An 18,492-nucleotide genomic window follows, 5' to 3' on the forward strand; every position below is an offset into this window, starting at 1 on the left:
CAGGAACCCCTGCATGTAGTGATCGCCGGCCGCAACCGTGATCGTCTCATATGGCTTAAGACAGCGTGCAATGCACGCGCCTCCATGTTCAGCAAACCTATCACTTTCGATACTTATGAGATCGATCTGGTGAAGGAAGGGGCAACAGAGCAACTGATCGCAGATACGCGACCGACCATAGCTGTGCAAGGTGCCTCTATTCAGACTTCCAGCGTTATTTCCGATACTGGCAACCAATGGACAGCGCTTGTCGCGGAAGGTGGACTTTCAGCGACAGCGGTATTTCAGGCGCTCATTTCAAGCCGCATGGCACGCTCTATCAGTAAGTTTTCACCTGAAACTGCGTTGATTAATTGTGGCTTTCCCGACGTCGTGAACGGCATCATCTCAGCACTTGGTTTCAACGTTTTGAGCGGCACAGGCAATGTCGCCATTCTCTCAAATGTTTTTGCGGGCGCAAAAGGAATCACAGACCAAGCCCGCATTCAAGTGATAGCGCATTATCAGAATCTCGCAGCATGGCGCAGGCCGTCGTCGGAGCGAGTGGGCACTCGCCCTTGTCGTGTCTTCATCGATGGTAAGGAAGTAGCAGACGTCTTCAAAGAATTTGAAGGCGTCAAGCTTACAACTGAACCGGCAATTGAAATATCAGGCGCAAGCGGTGTCACACTCATTGCCGCCTATGCAGCAAACAAACCATGGACTGGCCATGTGCCTGGTCCGAATGGCTTGCCGGGCGGCTACCCGGTAAAACTCCAAGACAGAGTTTTACACTTGAACCTGCCACACAGTGTTACCGAACAAGAAGCCATTGCTTGGAATGCCTCTTTTGAAGAAGAAAAAGGGCTTATCATTAGAAATGGTCGCGTTGAATATACCGGCGACTTAAAGACCGCTCTTACTCGTCATGGTTTCCGCTATGCAGACGGCTTCGAAGTCGCTGATCTGGAGGAAGTTTGTGCAGATATGTTGAAATTGCGCGACACACTCAGCCAGCAAAAGCACTAAGCCGCCCCGATAATTAAAGCATTTGGCGCTGTTGTGATCAGCTCCAAATGCTCTTTATCTGACTATGAGTCCGCGTAGAATCGTCTCGGTTATTGTCTTGGCGGCTTTCGCATAATCATCTTCTCCCAGCTGACTGACATCGAGTGCATCACAGGCGAGAGCTTCAAACTCGACATAAAATTGCGTCGCAGACCAAAGCAAAATGAAAAGATGACGCGCATCAACAGGCACAATTTTACCCGCAGCAGCCCATGCATCGATCACGCCCGCTTTTTCTGAGGTGACCCTACGCATGTGCTCTCGGGCATCTGTAGAGAGATGTTCTGCGCCCTGCAGAATCTCATTGGCAAAAAGTCGCGTTTCCGCTGCATTTTCCCACGCATGATTAAGCTTGGCACGAACATAGGCTTCGATTGCCTCAGCCGGTTCACGTTCGGCTGATATGTGTCTGAAAGCATCATCCCAGCTGTGGATCAGCCGGTCTATAGCAGCATTATAAATCTCTTCTTTGGACGAGAAATAATAATAGACATTTCCCTTTGGCAGTCCCGAAGCCTTTGCAATCTCAACGATACGTGCACCATCAAGGCCCTTGCGAGAAAAAATCTCAACAGCGGCAGTGAGAATTTTAAGAACGTTTCGTGCTCTGATCGGCTCATCCGAAGCCACTTGGTTTTCTGGCTCCATCTCAACCGATCTGCTTTGGTCTACCATTGGTTATCCCATTATTTCCAAATATCTTTTTCCGGTTCATTCGCCCCGGTCATTAACGTGCATTCAATCAAAAGCTCGACGCAAGTCTGACTAAACAACTCTACGGGACCTTTGGAATCGAAGCACCAATAAAAAAGAAGTTGACAAAATGGTCAACTTCTTTTCATAAAAAGCTGACAAAACGGTCAGGTTCTTGAAATTTCCTGACCACGCAACCTTGGGGAGGGTGCGAATGACTGTGCGATTAAAAGCTGCAATGGAGGAATTTCTGGCGGAATGGCCTGCCGATCTGAGCGAACCCTGGCGTTCGTTCCTCGGTAATGTCACCCTTGATTTCGATGGCATTTCGCCTGAGCTCGAACTGGAAATCTGGGAGCCGATTTTTCCCGTTCGTCGTGGAAAGCATTTTCCGGGAATGCCTCAAGGCACACATTGCCTTCGCGCATTTGATGGCATTTTGCCTGACAATGTTCGTTGCGTCGTTCTGGGACAGGACCCTTATCCAGAACCGGGCTTTGCCACCGGACGGGCATTTGAGGCGGGTAACCTCACAGGCTGGAACGAGCTCGACAAGATGTTTTCCAAAAGCATCCGCGCATACACCCAGCAGATAATCGCAGCTCGCACAGGCGACTTGTCCTATGCAAGAAGCTTCGCCGATTGGCCAAAGACTTTGGACGCAATAGAAAATGGTACGGTGGAGCTGGAACAGCCTTCCGAGATTGCAGATCGGTGGGTTAACGAAGGCGCGCTGCTTCTTAACGCGTCGCTAACGCTTACGCGTTTCAAGGTGGATATCGACCCACATCAGTCTCAGGGACATCTCGTGCTTTGGCGTCCGCTGATCGTTAAAACGCTCCGTTTACTTGCTGCGCGCGGAAAACCATTGGTGTTTCTAGGTTTTGGTGATGCCGCGGCACAGGCACTTAAACTGGCAGGCATTGACGAAACCATTGGCGGCAATGTGCGCTGTGTTCTGCGTGAACACCCAGCGCGGGCCGATGAAGTTCTGGCGCTCCCCAACCCATTCGTTCTTTGCAACAATTTTCTAGAGGAAATGGGTTCCAAACCCATTGCTTGGTAATATGGCCGCAACCAAGACATTCGATTACATCATCATTGGTGCCGGTTCGGCAGGCTGCGTGCTTGCAAACCGTCTTTCGGCCGATCCTGCCAATAAAGTATTATTGCTCGAAGCAGGCGGTCGCGACCTGAACCCCTTGTTTCGCCTTCCAATGCTGATGGGAAAGCTCTTTCACTCAGGCATCTATAATTGGCATTACCATACCGAACCCGAACCTCATCTTAATGGGCGCTCGCTCTATTGGCCGCGTGGCAAAGTGCTTGGTGGGACCTCTACCATCAATGGCATGATCTATGTGCGCGGTAATCGCCATGATTATGATCGCTGGGCGCAGATGGGGGCTAACGGCTGGTCTTATGACGAAGTGTTACCAGCATTTCTTCGTTCCGAAACCCATGTGCAACGCAAGGATGCCTTTCATAGCACCGAAGGCGAGCTAACTGTCTGCCGCGCGCGGGGCTGGAACGGACTGCTGAATGTTTTCAACGAAGCAGGCGAGCAAGCAGGCTACCCGCTCAATGATGACTTCAACGGTGCAGAACAGGAGGGTTTTGGTCGCTATGATTTCACCATCACCAAAGGTAAGCGCTGTTCAACTGCCTATGCTTTCCTGCACCCGGCGAAGTCGCGGCCCAATCTCACCATCGTTACGCGAGCGCATACAAGGCGCATTCTCATTGAGAATGGCCGCGCGATCGGCGTCGAATACGCGCGCAAAGGCAATGTCATCAAGGCTCATGCAAACCGGGAGGTGATCCTCTCGGCCGGCGTCGTCAACTCACCGCAAATCCTTATGCTTTCCGGCATTGGCGCCGCAGACGAACTAACGCCACACAATATTCATGTTGTTCAGGATCTGCCAGGCGTTGGCAAAAACCTTCAGGATCATGTCGATTGCGTCATGGCCTATGAATGCCGCGAACCGGTCACGCTTTATTCTGATCTGCGAGCCGACAAGCTCACATGGTCCGTCATTCAGGGTATGTTGTTTGGGGAAGGTATCACCACAACCTTCCCTTACGAAGCAGGCGCATTCGTCAAGTCGCGTACCGATCTAGCGGCACCTGATATCCAGCTTCACTTTATGCCCGCACTGGAAAAGACTGCAAATCTACACTTTCCCAACCCGTTCAAGAAAGAGCGTGTTGAAGCCAATCACGGCTTCTCCTTGCGTGTCGGTCCGGTAAATCCGGAAAGCCGCGGCGAAATCCGTTTGCGTTCTGCCGATCCGGCAGATCGCCCACGCATTAACGCAAACTACCTTCAGACCGAATTTGACATTCTCACGATGATCAACGCGATACGTATGACACGCGACATTATCCAGCAGAAAGCATTCGACAAATATCGCGGCAAGGAACTCGCACCAGGGCCAGCCGTCGAAAGCGATGCCGAACTCATCAAATGGCTACGTGCCAATGCAATGACAACTTTCCATCCCGTTGGCACCTGCAAGATGGGTAACGACCCGATGTCTGTGGTCGATGCTCGATTAAAAGTCCACGGCATTGAAGGGCTGCGCGTCGCAGACGCATCAATCATGCCAATTATATCCAGCGGCAACACCAATGCTCCGGCGATCATGATCGGCGAGCGCGCTGCCGAATTCATTCTCAAGGAGGCCTCCCTGTGATTGTCGAACATCGCACATATACATTCAAGCCAGGCACTGTCGATGGCTGGCTCAAAAAGTATGAAACCGAAGGCTTGCCGATTCAGAAGCGGCACCTCAACACGTTTCTAGGCCTTTACGTCAGCGAGATCGGTCATCTGCACCGCACCGTTTTAATGTGGCGCTATGACAGCCTCGCCGATCGTGAAGCAAGACGTGCCGCCATGTATGCGGACCCGGAATGGCAGAGCTTCATTGCGGGTGTCTGGGCGCTCGATGCAATTCAGACGCAGGATGTGATGATTATGAACCCGGCATCGTTTTCGCCCGGCGCATAAATCATTCGGCTGCGATTGGGCAGCTGCAAAACCAAGGGCGGCATAAAAGCCGCCCCAATAAAAAACTAATACCGAACTTCCAGAGCAAGGAAATGGGAACATGACAAACAGAAATTCAACAGAACTCAACCTTCTGCGTCGGTCAATCGACCGCAGAAATTTCCTCAAGTCCACTGCGGGCCTGGCAGCTTTCAGCATGAGCAGCGGCCTTTTAACCGCAGCTGCACACGCCGCTGGTGGCCTCGTCGCACTCGTGCACACGCAAGCCGCAGGTGACGCAAGCGCCGTAGATTCGATGATCGCTAAGCTCAAGCAACTTGCGGACGAACATGGCTTTCAGTCGCGCGCCGTCTATGCGCAGGATCCCGCAACCTATGAAACCATTTTCCGCACACTTGGTGATGCTGGCGCTTCAGTGATTGTTTCGACATTCAATGAAGTTGCGGAACCTTTCAAAGCACTCGCACCATCTTATCCGAACACCAAATGGGTTCAGCTCTTCGCCGATCCGTTTGAACCTGCAATTCCAAATGTCGTAACCGTCTCTTACGACTATTATCTCGGCTGCTATCTATCGGGCATTTTTGCAGCACGTATAAGCAAATCCGGCAAACTTGGCTTTATTGGCGGCGTATCCATTCCGCCGATCAATGCTGACTATAACGCGTTCAAGGCAGGTGCACTGTCGGTCCGGCCTGATGCATCGGTTGCGGTTGCCTTTGCGGGCTCGTTTCAGGACCCCGCGAAGGGGCAGGAAATCGCAACGCAAATGTATTCAAGCGGTATTGATTTCATCCAGACCGACGCAGCCGCAACCGATTTCGGTATTATTGCCGCCGCTAAGGAAGGCGAAGGTCGCCTCGTGAGTGTGCTTGATCCGGCGCAGTTCCCGCAAGGCCCGAAGAACGTTGTTTCCATCGTCGGGCTGGACTTCGGCAACTCACTTTACAACGAGGTGACCAAAGCTGTTGGCGATAACTTTGCTGGTGGCACACATGAACACACCGGGCTGGGAACAGGCGTGATCGACTTTATACCTTCACCATTGTTTGCAGAACAGGGACCCGCGGATCTCGTCGCCAACGCGAAGGAAATCGAACCGGAAATCGCCGCAGCGCGTGCAGCGATCCTCGATGGATCTCTCAAAGTCCCGTTCAACACAACTCTCTGATCTGTGACGAGAACATGCTGCTATGAACAAGGCCAGCCCTCCAATATTTGAATGCAATGATGTAACCGTTCGATATGGTTCCATCATTGCGCTCTCCGATGTCGGCATCGTCTTCGAGCGTGGAAAAATCCACGCCGTTGTCGGCCAGAACGGCGCCGGAAAGACGACCTTCGCCAGAGTGCTGGCTGGCCTTGTCCGCCCCACTTCCGGAGAACTTAAGATCGGCGGCCGCCCACTCCTGGGAGGCAATGTTAAAGATGCACGACGCTCCGGTGTCGAACTGGTTCATCAAAGCTTTGCACTACCACCCTCTTTCACTGTGGCAGAAGCCATGCAGTTCGGTGCAGAAGGTGGAAGCCTGTTTTCCAAAGCCCAACTGGAAAAACGCTGGCAACCACATCTCGACGCGCTCGATGTAAAGGTTAAAGCCCGACAACGGATCCGTGATCTTCCGGTCGAGACGCAGCAAGGCGTTGAAATCGCTCGCGCTCTTGTTTCCGACGCAAAACTTCTCATCCTCGATGAACCCACAGCAGTTCTTTCACCTGAAGGCGCAGACAAATTATTCGAGCGTGTACGCCGTCTGAAAGAACGCGGTGTGACCGTTATCCTTATTTTGCACAAAATCAGAGAAGTTTTGGCAATTGCAGATACGGTCACGGTGTTACGCGGCGGTAAGCTCGTCGATGGGCCGTTACCATGCGACGGTATTGATGCGGATAAACTGGCCGAACTGATTATCGGATCGGCTGCTGCAAAAAAGCTTAATGCTGACGACAAGGCTGCCCTCACAGGCACAAGCATAACGCCCCATATGCATGAACCAGCTGTGGATCAGGGCAGCGCGCCGATACTGCGCATGACCAAGGTTTCGACGCGACCAGATTCAGAGGGTCCCGCACTCGATCAGGTCAGTCTCGACATTCGTTCTGGCGAAATTATCGGCGTGGCAGGCGTGGAAGGCAATGGACAGCGCACACTTGTTCGCGCAATTGCCGCGATGGCCGATGTGGTTGACGGCAATATCATCAACGACAACCAGAATTTGACCACCGCGCCACTGGCTGCAAGGCGCAGTGCGGGCCTGCGTATCATTCCTTTTGAACGCAATGTCGAAGGCTTAAGCCTGACCAGTTCACTCTGGGAAAACTGGGCAGCACGCAGCCTCCTCCAGAATTCACTGTTATCAACGATCAGCCCGTCAGCGATCCGCAAACAATGCGACACGGCGCTCAAAGAATGGGACGTGCGTTATTCCGAAGTAGGTCAGCGGGCAGGTTCGCTCTCTGGCGGCAATGCGCAAAAAGTAATCCTTTCTCGTGAAATGGATCAGGATGCGCGGCTCATACTTGCTGCGCAGCCAACACGCGGCCTTGATATCGGCGCTACCTCCTTCGTTTGGGATTCAATGCGCAAAGCACGGATTCGCGGTTGCGGTCTTTTGTTCATCTCATCTGACTTAGATGAAATCTTCGATATCTCCGACCGCGTCATCGTCATGCTTTCGGGACGCATTGTTGCCGAATTCCGTCCGCCCTATGACCTTGCTGCGGTGGGAGCCGCTATGACAGGAGTCCATCAATGATTGACCGGCTCGTCTCCGTTTTCCGCGCGCTGATCTTCATTCTGATCGGCCTCATATTGTGTGGTATCATCTTTCAAACTGCGGGCTACTCGACAAGCCTGATGTTCCAGTCGATTGCTGAGGGCGCCTTCCTTCGGCCCGGGGCGTTGCAGCAGGCTTTGCGATGGGGTTTACCACTCTTCATTACTGCGGTTGGTGTTGCGGTGTCATTCCGCGCCGGCTATTTCAACATTGGCGCGCAGGGACAGTTTTACATGGGTGCCATCGCGGCCGCATTCATGGCCGAAAGGCTTAACGGTGCCCCAGCACCTATCCTCATTGCCATGTGTTTTCTTGCGGGTATGACGGGTGGTGCACTCTGGGCGCTGTGGCCAGGGCTGCTACGTCTGAAATCAGGAACGGATGAAGTCATTACCACGCTGATGGGAAACTTCATCGCCGGACTTTTCCTACTCTATGTCACAGCCGGACCTCTCAAAGATCCATCTGGCACTGGTCAGCAATCGTCAAGCCGCCCATTGGCAAGCGCCTATCGTATCAGCGACTCTTTGGGGCTATCACCAACAATCATCGCAATCGCTGTAATCGTTGGTCTGGCCATGTGGTTACTTGTCAACCGTACAGCCTTTGGCGTGCTTTCGGGCCTGGCTGGTCGCAACCCTACCATGGTACAATGGCAAGGAGCACGAACATGGCGCATCGGCCTTTCAAGCTTTCTGCTAAGCGGCGCGCTTGCTGGCCTCGCCGGAACGATTGAGTTCATGGGCCCCAACGGCCGCCTGACAGGCGGCTTCCTGCCCGGACATGGATTTACCGCCATTTTGATTGCGCTTGTTGCGAATTTCTCAGTCGTAGGAACAGCTTTTGTCTCGTTGTTCTTTGGCGGACTGGCATCCGCAGCGCTTTATCTGCCAATCATGGCTGGCTTACCCTCGTCGGCAATCGACATCATCAACGCATCCATTGCTCTCTTCATCACCGCAAAATCCAGTGTCGTCGACCGGATCGCAAAACTCGGAGGACGGATATGGAAGACTTCCTAATCGCTATCCTGCGTTCAGGCACGCCGCTCATTTACGTCACGCTTGCAGGTGTTATTGCACAGCGTACCGGCATCTGGCATCTCGGCCTTGAAGGACTCATGATTGTGGGTGCCTGTGCAACTATTCTGGGTATTGTGCTCACACAATCAATCTGGCTTGCGCTTTTAAGTGCTATAATCGTCTGCGTGATCGGTTCAATCCTGTTTTGGTTTGTTGTCGAGAAGCTCAAAGCCAACCAGATAATTGCCGGACTAGGACTCACCGGCTTGGGGCTCGGCGGCACTGCACTCGCGGTTCAATCGATTTTCGGGACACAGGCAGCAATCAGTGCCCCCTTTGGGCTTCCGCGTATCGGTGTGGCCTTCGGTGCTTTTGGCTCCCTTTCAATCCTTGTTCTTCTCATGCCTTTTGTTGCATTCGCGATGTGGGTCACTTTGCGGCGTACTCGCTTTGGATTGCGCTTGGCTGCCGCCGGTGAACATCCCTTCGCCGCACGAAGCGTCGGTGTAAACCCAGCTATTATGCGTCTGGTAGCCCTGATGATTGGCGGCGTATTGTGTGCGTTAGCTGGTGCGGAACTTGCAGCCGGAAGTCTTCAGATCTTTGCCCAGAACATGACTGCCGGACGTGGCTTCATGGGCTTCGCAGCAGTCATTTTTGGTGCGGGGCATCCAATCGGTGCAAGTCTGGCTGCGGCCTTCTTCGCAATTGTCGGCGCACTTGGCATCAGGGCGCAGCTTACCTTTGGTAATCGTGTTCCACACGACCTGCTGCTTGCACTACCCTATATCGCCACAGTTGTCGGTGTCTGGCTAAGCACGCAATTGCGCGGTGGCACAAAAGCAGCCAGCGGTTTCAGTGAACTGCGGGATCAGTAAAAGTACCAGGATAAGCCCATGACTTTTAAACAGAAGCAGACGCTAATCAGGAACGCGACCATTCTTACAATGTGCGCGAACCAAGGAAGCCGCCCGTTCGAGGGCGACATTCTGATAGAAGGCAGCAAAATTTCAGCTATCGGTCAGAACTTGCCTTCTGCTCCGGATGCTTCCGTCATCGAAGGCAAAAACCGTCTGGTGATGCCAGGGCTGATTAATGCCCATACGCATTCCAGCGAGACCTTTTTCCGAGGACGATATGAAGGCGTGCCACTGGAAATCTGGTTGCTCTATGCATATCCACTACTGATGGGCCCCGTAATTGGCGAAAGATTGCTTTATCTGCGCAGCCTGCTTCTAGCTATCGAGTCATTACGCAACGGCGTCACGACAATTTGCGACGACTTTTTCGACCCTCCAACTCACGATCTCTCACGGCTTACGACTGTTTTCAAAGCATATGAAGATGCGGGCATTCGTGCTAATGTTTCGAGCGCCGCTATGAATATCCATACGCTTGACGCCCTGCCGTATGCGCGTGAGGTTATGCCGCCTGCTCTGCAAGAACAGCTCGATTTCGGGCCGCCCATGTCCGCCGATGCCTATATTGATTATTGCCAATCCGCATTTTCAACGCTGCACGGCAAAGCGGGCCGTCTCAATTTTATGCTGGCACCGTCGGCACCACAGCGCTGCACAGCAGATTTGCTGCAGGCTTGTCATGAGCTCGCGATCAAGATGCGCGTGCCTTTGCATACTCATGTGCTTGAAACCAAAACTCAAGCCGTCACCGGCCATGAACTCTATGGCAAGAGCCTAATCGCCTATATGGATGACCTTGGCGTTCTTTCACGCAATACAACCGTTGCACATTCCGTATGGGTGAGCCCTCACGACATCGAACTGATGGGCGCTGCAAAATGCTCTGTCGCTCATAACGCAATATCCAATCAAAAGCTTGGCGCCGGCATTGCTCCCATTCGCCAGTTGATGGACGCAGGTGTCACCATTGCCCTGGGAACAGATGGGGTTTCTTCAAATGATACCGCACGTATTTTTGACGTCATGCGAGTTGCAGGATTGATACACAGTGTATCCGGCCCGGATTACAAGCAGTGGATCTATGCTGATGAGATTCTCAAAATGGCCACGATTAATGGTGCACGCAGCGCTCTTCTTGAAGACATCACAGGATCGCTTGAAATCGGCAAAGCTGCCGACTTACTGATACTCGACCTGACAACGTTAAGCTTTATGCCACTCAATGATGTAGCCAAGCACCTTGTTTATGCCGAAAACGGTTCATCAATCGAGACCGTCATGGTGGCTGGCGACATTGTCGTTAATCATGGGCGCATGTGTTCCATTGATGAAGCCGCAATCCTTGCTGAAATCCGCGAGCTCGTACCAGCTCATCTGGCAGAACATGCAAAGCTTGAACAGCGCAACGCAGCGTTTCATTCAACGATGGCTGAAATACATCGCCGCGCCACATCAAAGAACATTGGCATGAACCGTTATGTTAGCACGCCTGACGCGAGATAGCTTTAAAAAGCCAGTTGAACTTTCATGGACTGGTTCCTGTCACCCGCAATTTCGAATGCCGCAAGAATATCTTCCAACGGATAAACTGAACTCAAAAGCGGCTTCACATCGACAGCCTTCCGATTAATCATATCAACCGCGAGGCCGAACTCTTCGTGAAAGCGGAAAGAACCACGCATATCAATTTCTTTAGAGACGACGATATTTTGCGGAATCGATACATCCCCGCCAAGCCCGACTTGCACCAAAATGCCAAGAGGTTTTAGCACTTCAAGTCCTGCCCGCATGGCACGTTCATTGCCCGATGCCTCAAACATAATGTCGAAATAGCCTTTATTTGCCGCATAGTTTGCTAACTGCTCTGGATCTTCCGCTACATTGATGGTGCGATCGACCCCAATTTCGCGTGCCTTTTTCAGAACTGGCTCCATGACATCTGTTACAATCACTTCGCGAGCGCCGTGAGCACGAGCGGCAATGATGATTAATGCACCAATTGGCCCACATCCCGTCACAAGAACACGCTTGTTCAGCAATGAACCGGCGCGTGTCACAGCATGAAGTGTAACGGCTAATGGTTCGGCAAATGCCGCCTCATGGATAGAGATGCCGTTATCAACCTTGTGGCACTGCCAGCTCTCAGCAACCAGCTTCTGGCGAAACGCCCCCTGAATGTGGGGCGTCGGCATAGCACTACCATAAAAGCGCATATTCAGGCAGTGGTTCTGCATACCTTTCAGGCAATATTGGCAAGCATTGCAGGGCCTGCTTGGCGATACAGCTACCTGATCACCAACCGTCAAACCAACCACACCACTGCCCAGCGCGGTAATTGTTCCCGCTACTTCATGCCCCAATATCATCGGTTCGCGCAGCCGAATGGCACCGATACCGCCATGATTGTAATAATGGAGATCGGAGCCACAAATACCACCCGCTTGAATGGCAACCTCAACCTGGCCCGACCCAACGGCTTCGACGTCACACTCTTCAAGCCGAAGGTCTTTGGCGGCGTGAATGACAACAGTTTTCATGCGCTCCTCCCTGTTGAAACTTGCATATGTTATCGATAACATTTATGCAAGGCTAATCACATGAAACACCATTCGTGCGTCATATTACCCGGGAGGAACTCATGACATTTCCGCTGTTCGATTTGTCGGGCAAACTGGCTTTGATAACCGGTTCGAGCCAGGGCATTGGGTTGGCCCTTGCAAAAGGATTGGCCGAACACGGCGCGGAGTTGATTATAAACGGCCGCGATCCGACCAAAGTTGAAGCAGCGGTAAAAGACCTTCGCGATGCAGGTCATAAAGCACATGTATCCAAATTCGATGTCACCGACATCGAGGCTGTAAAAGCGGATGTGAACGCAATCGAGCGCGAGATAGGTGCGATAGAAATTCTCATCAACAATGCCGGAATGCAGTTTCGTGCACCACTCGAGGATTTCCCGGAAGATAAGTGGCAGCAACTGCTTCAAACCAATATTTCCAGTGTCTTCTATGTCGGTCAGGCTGTGGCGCGTCATATGATCGGACGCAAACACGGCAAGATAATAAACATTGCGTCAGTACAAAGCGAATTGGCTCGCCCGTCCATCGCACCTTATACCGCAACAAAGGGGGCCGTTCGCAATCTGACACGCGGCATGGCGACAGATTGGGCAAAGCACGGTCTACAGATCAATGCCATTGCGCCAGGCTACTTCAAGACACCACTCAATCAAGCGCTCGTAGACAATCCCGAGTTTACCGGCTGGTTGGAAAAGCGCACACCGGCAGGTCGTTGGGGCAATGTTGAAGAGTTGGTTGGGGCGGCAGTTTATCTGAGCAGCAACGCCTCGTCTTTTGTCAATGGTCAAGTGCTTCATGTCGATGGCGGTATGACCGCTAGCGTTTGAGCAAAGAATTCACGTCAATCATGGGAGAAGATTGATGAATAAGACATCAGATGTCGCAGTTATTGGTGCGGGTATTATGGGTACGGCCATCGCCACGCGACTGCTGGAAACCGGTAATCGGGTGAGAGTTTTTGACCTTGATAAAGACAAAATAACGAAACTTGCCGAAAGAGGAGCAGCGGCCTCGAAATCTCCGGGTGAAGCCACCAAAGACAGCGACTTCGTTATCCTGAGCCTCAACCATGCTGATATTGTACGTAATGTTGTTTTCGGCCAGAACGGAGTAGCTACCGCTGCGACGGCTGGAAAAACGCTCATTGACATGTCTTCTGTCGATCCAGCTGAGACTGCGAAAATGGCAAGCCAACTCGCGTCTGAAACCGGCATGAAATGGGTTGATTGTCCACTTTCAGGTGGTGCACCACGCGCACTCACCGGTGAATTGACTATTATGGCTGGTGGTGAGAAAGCGGATTTCGATAACGCCTTTGCCGTCATGCAACATCTTAGTGCAAACTACACATTGATGGGACCAAGTGGCGCTGGACAGACAACCAAGCTCATCAACCAGCTCTTCTGCGCGGTAGCATTTCAGGCCGTCGCGGAGGCCGTAAAGCTTGCAGAAGCTGGGGGTGTGAACCCCACCATTATTCCACAAGCACTCGCAGGTGGACGCGCCGACAACCACATTATGCAAGAGTTCATGGGCAAATTCGCCGCGCGCGATTACAGCCCCACAGGCCGCATAGACAACATGCTGAAAGACCTGGACTCTCTTCAGGCATTTGCTATGAAAACCAAAACTCCGTTGCCAATGACCGGTCAAGTCGTGGAAATCCATCGACTGCTGTGTGCAGCAGGATTAGGAGACAAGGATTCAGCCGAAATGATGCGCCTGCTTGACGGTAAGCTTTCATAAAAAAGCGGCCAATGGCCGCTTTTCCGTCAGTGTTTTGTTAAACAACCGGTGTCACCAGTTCCTTACCGCTAAAATGTGCACTTAAATTCGCCAGCACCAGATCAGCCATTGCTTTACGGGTCTGGTGCGTACCACTGCCGATATGTGGTGTCAGCACAACATTCGACATCTCATAGAGCTCTAGAGGTACGTTGGGCTCATCTTCAAAAACATCCAACCCCGCCCCGCCAAGCTGACCTAGTTGCAAAGCCTTGACCAGCGCCCCTTCATCAACGAGCGAACCGCGTGCAATATTGATCAGAACACCATCCGGACCGAGCGCCGCAAGCACTGCAGCGTCGATCGAATGGCGCGTTTCTGCACTGGCCGCAGCCGCGATCACCAGCACATCACAATTTTTAGCAAGCTCAGTCAGGCTTGGATAATAGTCATAGCCGACATCCTGTTTTGCGCGACCCGTATAGCTGATCTTACCCTCAAACCCTTCCAATCGTTTGGCAATCGCTTTCCCGATGCGACCGAGACCAAATATGCCATAGCGCCGCCCACTTACGCGCGTACCCAGGCCGATTTCCGACTTCGACCAGCCTCCCTTGCGCACATGCGCGTCAGCCGCCGCTATATGGCGAGCCTGTGCGATGATGAGACCAATCGCAGTGTCAGCTACATCGGTCGTGAGAACATCTGGTGTGTTAGAAACGCGATAGCCACGTTGTCGAGCTTTCGACAGATCGACCTTGTCAAAACCAACACCGTTAATGGCCACAATTTCAAGTGCGGGCAAGCGATCTGCCAGCTCATTTGGAATACCTATATGACCGCCAGTGACGACGCCTCTAATCCGATTACCATTGGCATTCAAAAATTCGCTTTGATCCGCCATCTCAAACCAGCGGTGGACTTCGTATTGTTCATTCAGACTTTGCTCCATTGCAGGGATCAAAGGGCAAAGCTGTAGTATTTCGACTGACATAATGTGGCTCTTTATTTCATGTTGGGGAGTTACTTGACGTCTGACTTCACGAACTGGCGCAGCTCAGCAGTCTTGGGATTAGCGAACAGCTCTGCTGAAGGTCCTTCTTCCCAAATCTTACCTTGATGCATGAAGATCGTCTGTGTCGCCACGCGCCGGGCAAAGGCCATTTCGTGAGTGACGAGGATCATCGTCATACCACCGCGCGCCAGCTCCTCCATTACGTTCAGCACTTCCTCGGTCAGCTCAGGATCAAGCGCAGAAGTCACTTCATCAAACAGCATCACCTTAGGCTGCATAGCCAAAGAACGAGCAATGGCGACACGCTGTTGCTGACCACCCGACAACTGATCTGGATAGGCATCAAACTTTTCAGACAGACCAACAAGCTTCAGGACCTCTTCCGCCTTCTTGCGGGCTTCAGCCTTCGAAACATCCTTCACAATCTTTGGCGCGAGCATGATATTTTCACCCACCGTAAGATGCGGAAAAAGATTGTAGCTTTGGAAGACAATGCCGACATCCTTGCGTAGTTTTCGCAACTGTGCCGCATCACTTGTTACCTTGTGACCAGCAATTTCGATCTCGCCTGAATTGATCTTCTCAAGCCCGTTTATGCAGCGCAGCAGTGTACTTTTCCCCGAGCCGGAACGCCCGATGAGAGCAATGACTTCACCGCGCTCGACTGTCAGTGAAACACCCTTGAGGACTTCCACATCACCGAAGCTTTTATGAACATTATTGATGACGACTTCAGACATTGAGTCTCCTTTCCAGCCAACGCGACAGCAATGAAAGCGGGTAGCAAACGGCAAAATAGAGCGCTGCAACCACGATAAAGACGCGGAACGGCTGGAATGTTGCGTTATTAATAAGCGTGCCTGCACGGGCAAGTTCGACAAAGCCGATAATCGACGCGATCGAAGTGTTTTTGACCACCTGAACGGCGAAACCAACTGTCGACGGCAGCGATATACGCACGGCTTGGGGTAGGATCACATAGCGATATTGCTGCGACCTCGTCATGGCGAGAGACTCAGATGCTTCCCACTGCTGCTTAGGAACCGACTGAATACAACCACGCCAGATTTCTGCCAGATAACCCGATGCATATATCGACATCGATGCCCCTGCAGCCAGCAGCGGGTGCAGATCAAATCCTGCAAGGCTCAACCCATAATAGGATAGAAACAGGATCATCAACACAGGAATACCCTGAATGATCTGGATATAGGTGCCAGCGAACACACGCAGCCATTTGAACGTTGAGACCCGCGCGAGCGCAATCAGAAAGCCAGCAAGGCCACCACCTATCAGGGCTATGGCTGTCAGCAGAACGGTCCATTGTAAGCCCGTCAATAGAAAGAGAAATTCGTCTGGTCCGAAACTTCTGAAATTCATGCTGAAGCCTCCGGAATGGCAACCACCGAGCGGCGAGCGACACGACGGCCAAAGAGCCAGAGACCTACCAATGCAAGTACTGCGCGCAAGCACAAAGCCAGCAGAAGATAGATCAGCGTAACGACAATATAGACCTCGAATGAGCGGTAGGTCTGCGACTCAACAAACGCTGCAGATGCCGCAAGCTCTTGGGTCGAAATAACCGAGCAAACACTGGATGCGAGCATCATAAGAACGAACTGACTGCAAAGAGCCGGATAGACCTTTGCCAAGGCCGGTAAAATAATGACATGGCGATAAATCTGCAGCCGTGTAAAGCCGAGCGCTTCGCCAGCTTCGATCTGTGATCTGTGTACCGCCTCGATACCGGAGCGAATGATTTCGGTCGAATAGGCTGTCAAATTAATGGTCATACCAATGAGCGCTGCAACTTCCGCACCCACGCGAAAACCCACCGCCGGTAAACCGAAATAGATGATAAACAACTGCACCAGAAATGGTGTATTGCGGATAATTTCGACATAGGCATCAATCAAGAAGCGGATTATCCCGCTGTTCATCGAGCGCAAAGAGGCAAAGAGAATACCGCCCGCGCAGCCAAGAATGATCGACATGATCGACAGTTTAATAGTCAGCCAAATGCCAGCAAGAAGGGCATCCTGATATTGGGCGATGACTCCAAACTGAAATGTATAGGACATGGTCCGGCCTCCCGCTGAATGTCAGCGCTTGTGCGGATATCTCTATGCAAGAGCGTGAAAAATCCCGTCAGAACGGCTAGAGCATTTTTCGAGATGCACTCTAACCGCCGACGGAGCCATCAATTAGAAAGATGGCAGATCAGGCATAGGGCGACCTGTCCACTTGACGGCAATCTTGTCCAAATCTCCGGAAATCTTCATAAGATAGATTGCTGTATTGAGCCATTGACGTAGCTCAAAATCTTCAAGCTTGGTCGCCATGGAATTGCCCTGCTGGAAGAATGTAAAGCCAACCTTCAAACCCGCTTCTGGGCGCTGCTTAATAATAGCCTCACCCACAGTGGAAGGTAGCGCTACAGCATCCACCTGCCCCGCGATCAATGCCTGCGCGCTTGTGGAATCATCCTCGTAAACCACGATTTCAAGGCCCTGAATTGCTGCTTTGCGAAGCGCTGTTTCCTGCGTGGAACCACGGTTCACAGATACACGCTTCCCAGCAAGATCTTCGAGCTTTGCAAAGTTCTGATCAGGACCGGAAATGATATCCATATTGAATGCATTATATGGCTGAGTGAACATCACTGTCTTTGCTCGTTCACCAGTAGGAGATAGCGTTGCTACAAGAAAGTCTACCTTGCCTGTTTGTAGTGCGGGGATACGTGCTGGTGGGGTCAGCGGAACAACTTCAACAGGCAAATTGAGATAGGTACCAAGCAGATTGGCCACGTCCACGTCATAGCCGGTTGGATTGCCCTTTTCATCAACCATGCCCATCGGAGGAGCACCGGTCAACACACCAATCTTGACGGTGCCTCGTGCCGTAATGTCACTGATCGTCACGGCGTGAGCATCTACCACACCTGCCATGCCCACCATGGTCAAACCCATGGCAATGTTACGAATTGCTTTCAGAATATGCATGATCGCTCCTCCAGTTTCTCGCTTTCAATCAATCCTCCTTGAGTGAAAGCAAGACATTATCGCTATATGGTGAAATTCGCTTTTTTGACTTATCGTTTGATGTTTTCGATAACACTGAGAAATCGAGAGAGGGCAGCTAGTAGAATGCTACTTGATTCTCAATTTCTCTCCAGAAAAGCACCGTCTAACCGGTAAATATCATCCTGTAGACGGCAATTTCTAATACATCTCCCCCAGTATTTAAATCTGCTGAGAATGAACAAGTCCTCATTCTTACTGCTTGCAATAGTGCATGTTATCGATATCATTGCAACATAAAATGGGTAATGGGAAATTTCCATGCATACACGTTCAGCAATTTTCGAAGGTACAATTCACCCAGGCCGAGAAGAGGAATTCTTTCGCATTGTGAAAGAGCAACTACTTCCCGTTTGGAAACGAATGCCAAACGCACAGGCAGTGCGTGTTATGCGTATGATGAATGTCGACCCCGGTTCACCACCTATCGCCATGGTTCAGGAAATAGACTATCCGTCCATGCAAGCGGTTGAGGAAGCTTTGGCATCTCCGGTACGACTAGAAGGGCGCGTTATTACAGACCGAATGATGGAAATGTTCGACGGACGTTTCTACCACGTTGTCTATGAGCGCATCCCCACGGGCGACCTGAGGCAAACCGCCTGATGAAACAACAGA

Annotated in this window: 19 protein-coding genes; 12 read left to right on the forward strand and 7 right to left on the reverse strand. The window is 51.8% G+C overall.

Features of this window, described 5'->3' with window-relative positions; all coding sequences use genetic code 11:
• Positions 1–129 precede the first annotated feature (129 nt).
• Complete coding sequence (locus tag CEV34_RS24875; RefSeq protein WP_235819182.1) at positions 130–1,008, forward strand: hypothetical protein; 879 nt, start codon at positions 130–132, stop codon at positions 1,006–1,008.
• Positions 1,009–1,062: 54 nt separating this feature from the next.
• Here CEV34_RS24875 and CEV34_RS24880 read toward each other — a convergent pair whose 3' ends face one another.
• Positions 1,063–1,722 carry a TetR/AcrR family transcriptional regulator gene (locus CEV34_RS24880; protein WP_231195571.1) on the reverse strand — a complete coding sequence of 220 codons (660 nt, stop codon included), beginning with the start codon at positions 1,720–1,722 and terminating at the stop codon, positions 1,063–1,065.
• Positions 1,723–1,954: 232 nt separating this feature from the next.
• Between CEV34_RS24880 and CEV34_RS24885 the strand changes: the two genes are divergently transcribed.
• The 8 genes from CEV34_RS24885 to CEV34_RS24920 all read left to right on the forward strand — a co-directional run bounded on the left by CEV34_RS24885 (position 1,955) and on the right by CEV34_RS24920 (position 10,978).
• Positions 1,955–2,806 (forward strand): uracil-DNA glycosylase family protein, encoded by an 852-nt coding sequence (locus CEV34_RS24885; RefSeq protein WP_007880023.1) that lies wholly within the window; start codon positions 1,955–1,957, stop codon positions 2,804–2,806.
• Between the two features lies 1 nt (position 2,807).
• Positions 2,808–4,439: a GMC family oxidoreductase gene (locus tag CEV34_RS24890; RefSeq protein ID WP_039860957.1), complete on the forward strand. Its 1,632-nt coding sequence runs from the start codon at positions 2,808–2,810 to the stop codon at positions 4,437–4,439.
• Complete coding sequence (locus CEV34_RS24895) at positions 4,436–4,756, forward strand: NIPSNAP family protein (RefSeq protein WP_007880025.1); 321 nt, start codon at positions 4,436–4,438, stop codon at positions 4,754–4,756. The genes CEV34_RS24890 and CEV34_RS24895 overlap by 4 nt, the downstream gene beginning before the upstream one ends.
• A 145-nt stretch (positions 4,757–4,901) precedes the next feature.
• Complete coding sequence (locus CEV34_RS24900) at positions 4,902–5,927, forward strand: BMP family ABC transporter substrate-binding protein (RefSeq protein WP_039860967.1); 1,026 nt, start codon at positions 4,902–4,904, stop codon at positions 5,925–5,927.
• A gap of 22 nt (positions 5,928–5,949) precedes the next feature.
• On the forward strand, positions 5,950–7,512 hold the full coding sequence (locus CEV34_RS24905; protein ID WP_007880027.1) for an ABC transporter ATP-binding protein: 1,563 nt from the start codon (positions 5,950–5,952) through the stop codon (positions 7,510–7,512).
• Entirely contained in the window at positions 7,509–8,555 is a 1,047-nt protein-coding gene (locus tag CEV34_RS24910) for an ABC transporter permease (protein ID WP_007880028.1), read from the forward strand. The genes CEV34_RS24905 and CEV34_RS24910 overlap by 4 nt, the downstream gene beginning before the upstream one ends.
• Positions 8,540–9,433: an ABC transporter permease gene (locus CEV34_RS24915; protein WP_007880029.1), complete on the forward strand. Its 894-nt coding sequence runs from the start codon at positions 8,540–8,542 to the stop codon at positions 9,431–9,433. Before CEV34_RS24910 ends, CEV34_RS24915 begins: the two co-directional genes overlap by 16 nt.
• Before the next feature lie 18 nt (positions 9,434–9,451).
• Complete coding sequence (locus CEV34_RS24920; protein ID WP_094544741.1) at positions 9,452–10,978, forward strand: amidohydrolase family protein; 1,527 nt, start codon at positions 9,452–9,454, stop codon at positions 10,976–10,978.
• Between the two features lie 2 nt (positions 10,979–10,980).
• Here the strand turns inward: CEV34_RS24920 and CEV34_RS24925 are convergent, their stop codons facing one another.
• Positions 10,981–12,012: an L-idonate 5-dehydrogenase gene (locus CEV34_RS24925; RefSeq protein WP_007880031.1), complete on the reverse strand. Its 1,032-nt coding sequence runs from the start codon at positions 12,010–12,012 to the stop codon at positions 10,981–10,983.
• A 101-nt stretch (positions 12,013–12,113) separates the two neighbouring features.
• Here CEV34_RS24925 and CEV34_RS24930 point away from each other — a divergent pair, with 101 nt between their 5' ends.
• Together CEV34_RS24930 and CEV34_RS24935 are read left to right on the forward strand one after the other, a co-directional pair.
• A complete protein-coding gene (locus CEV34_RS24930) occupies positions 12,114–12,881 on the forward strand; it encodes an SDR family oxidoreductase (RefSeq protein ID WP_007880032.1) in 768 nt (255 codons plus the stop codon).
• A 34-nt stretch (positions 12,882–12,915) separates the two neighbouring features.
• On the forward strand, positions 12,916–13,800 hold the full coding sequence (locus CEV34_RS24935; protein ID WP_007880034.1) for an NAD(P)-dependent oxidoreductase: 885 nt from the start codon (positions 12,916–12,918) through the stop codon (positions 13,798–13,800).
• A 37-nt stretch (positions 13,801–13,837) separates the two neighbouring features.
• On the opposite strand, the gene CEV34_RS24940 is transcribed toward CEV34_RS24935, so the two are convergent.
• The 5 genes from CEV34_RS24940 to CEV34_RS24960 form a co-directional block, all read right to left on the reverse strand.
• Complete coding sequence (locus tag CEV34_RS24940; RefSeq protein ID WP_094544742.1) at positions 13,838–14,773, reverse strand: 2-hydroxyacid dehydrogenase; 936 nt, start codon at positions 14,771–14,773, stop codon at positions 13,838–13,840.
• Positions 14,774–14,802: 29 nt separating this feature from the next.
• Positions 14,803–15,534, reverse strand: a complete 732-nt coding sequence (locus CEV34_RS24945) for an amino acid ABC transporter ATP-binding protein (protein ID WP_007880038.1) — start codon at positions 15,532–15,534, stop codon at positions 14,803–14,805.
• Positions 15,527–16,174 carry an amino acid ABC transporter permease gene (locus CEV34_RS24950; protein ID WP_007880040.1) on the reverse strand — a complete coding sequence of 216 codons (648 nt, stop codon included), beginning with the start codon at positions 16,172–16,174 and terminating at the stop codon, positions 15,527–15,529. The genes CEV34_RS24945 and CEV34_RS24950 overlap by 8 nt, the downstream gene beginning before the upstream one ends.
• Entirely contained in the window at positions 16,171–16,875 is a 705-nt protein-coding gene (locus CEV34_RS24955; protein WP_007880043.1) for an amino acid ABC transporter permease, read from the reverse strand. Before CEV34_RS24955 ends, CEV34_RS24950 begins: the two co-directional genes overlap by 4 nt.
• 123 nt (positions 16,876–16,998) lie before the next feature.
• Complete coding sequence (locus CEV34_RS24960) at positions 16,999–17,763, reverse strand: transporter substrate-binding domain-containing protein (RefSeq protein WP_374891548.1); 765 nt, start codon at positions 17,761–17,763, stop codon at positions 16,999–17,001.
• Between the two features lie 372 nt (positions 17,764–18,135).
• Between CEV34_RS24960 and CEV34_RS24965 the strand changes: the two genes are divergently transcribed.
• Positions 18,136–18,480, forward strand: coding sequence for an EthD domain-containing protein (locus tag CEV34_RS24965; protein ID WP_007880047.1), 345 nt, complete (start codon positions 18,136–18,138; stop codon positions 18,478–18,480).
• Positions 18,481–18,492: the final 12 nt, after the last annotated feature.

It is taken from the genome of Brucella pseudogrignonensis (genome assembly GCF_002252525.1).
GTDB lineage: Bacteria > Pseudomonadota > Alphaproteobacteria > Rhizobiales > Rhizobiaceae > Brucella > Brucella pseudogrignonensis.

Coding starts and splice junctions, on each gene's coding strand:
- CEV34_RS24905 (WP_007880027.1), top strand. CDS start 5,950: ATGAACAAGGCCAGCCCTCCAATATTTGAATGCAATGATGTAACCGTT.
- CEV34_RS24885 (WP_007880023.1), top strand. CDS start 1,955: ATGACTGTGCGATTAAAAGCTGCAATGGAGGAATTTCTGGCGGAATGG.
- CEV34_RS24925 (WP_007880031.1), bottom strand. CDS start 12,012: ATGAAAACTGTTGTCATTCACGCCGCCAAAGACCTTCGGCTTGAAGAG.
- CEV34_RS24910 (WP_007880028.1), top strand. CDS start 7,509: ATGATTGACCGGCTCGTCTCCGTTTTCCGCGCGCTGATCTTCATTCTG.
- CEV34_RS24915 (WP_007880029.1), top strand. CDS start 8,540: ATGGAAGACTTCCTAATCGCTATCCTGCGTTCAGGCACGCCGCTCATT.
- CEV34_RS24955 (WP_007880043.1), bottom strand. CDS start 16,875: ATGTCCTATACATTTCAGTTTGGAGTCATCGCCCAATATCAGGATGCC.
- CEV34_RS24965 (WP_007880047.1), top strand. CDS start 18,136: ATGCATACACGTTCAGCAATTTTCGAAGGTACAATTCACCCAGGCCGA.
- CEV34_RS24945 (WP_007880038.1), bottom strand. CDS start 15,534: ATGTCTGAAGTCGTCATCAATAATGTTCATAAAAGCTTCGGTGATGTG.
- CEV34_RS24890 (WP_039860957.1), top strand. CDS start 2,808: ATGGCCGCAACCAAGACATTCGATTACATCATCATTGGTGCCGGTTCG.
- CEV34_RS24930 (WP_007880032.1), top strand. CDS start 12,114: ATGACATTTCCGCTGTTCGATTTGTCGGGCAAACTGGCTTTGATAACC.
- CEV34_RS24880 (WP_231195571.1), bottom strand. CDS start 1,722: ATGGTAGACCAAAGCAGATCGGTTGAGATGGAGCCAGAAAACCAAGTG.
- CEV34_RS24935 (WP_007880034.1), top strand. CDS start 12,916: ATGAATAAGACATCAGATGTCGCAGTTATTGGTGCGGGTATTATGGGT.
- CEV34_RS24940 (WP_094544742.1), bottom strand. CDS start 14,773: ATGTCAGTCGAAATACTACAGCTTTGCCCTTTGATCCCTGCAATGGAG.
- CEV34_RS24950 (WP_007880040.1), bottom strand. CDS start 16,174: ATGAATTTCAGAAGTTTCGGACCAGACGAATTTCTCTTTCTATTGACG.
- CEV34_RS24920 (WP_094544741.1), top strand. CDS start 9,452: ATGACTTTTAAACAGAAGCAGACGCTAATCAGGAACGCGACCATTCTT.
- CEV34_RS24960 (WP_374891548.1), bottom strand. CDS start 17,763: ATGGGTTTGACCATGGTGGGCATGGCAGGTGTGGTAGATGCTCACGCC.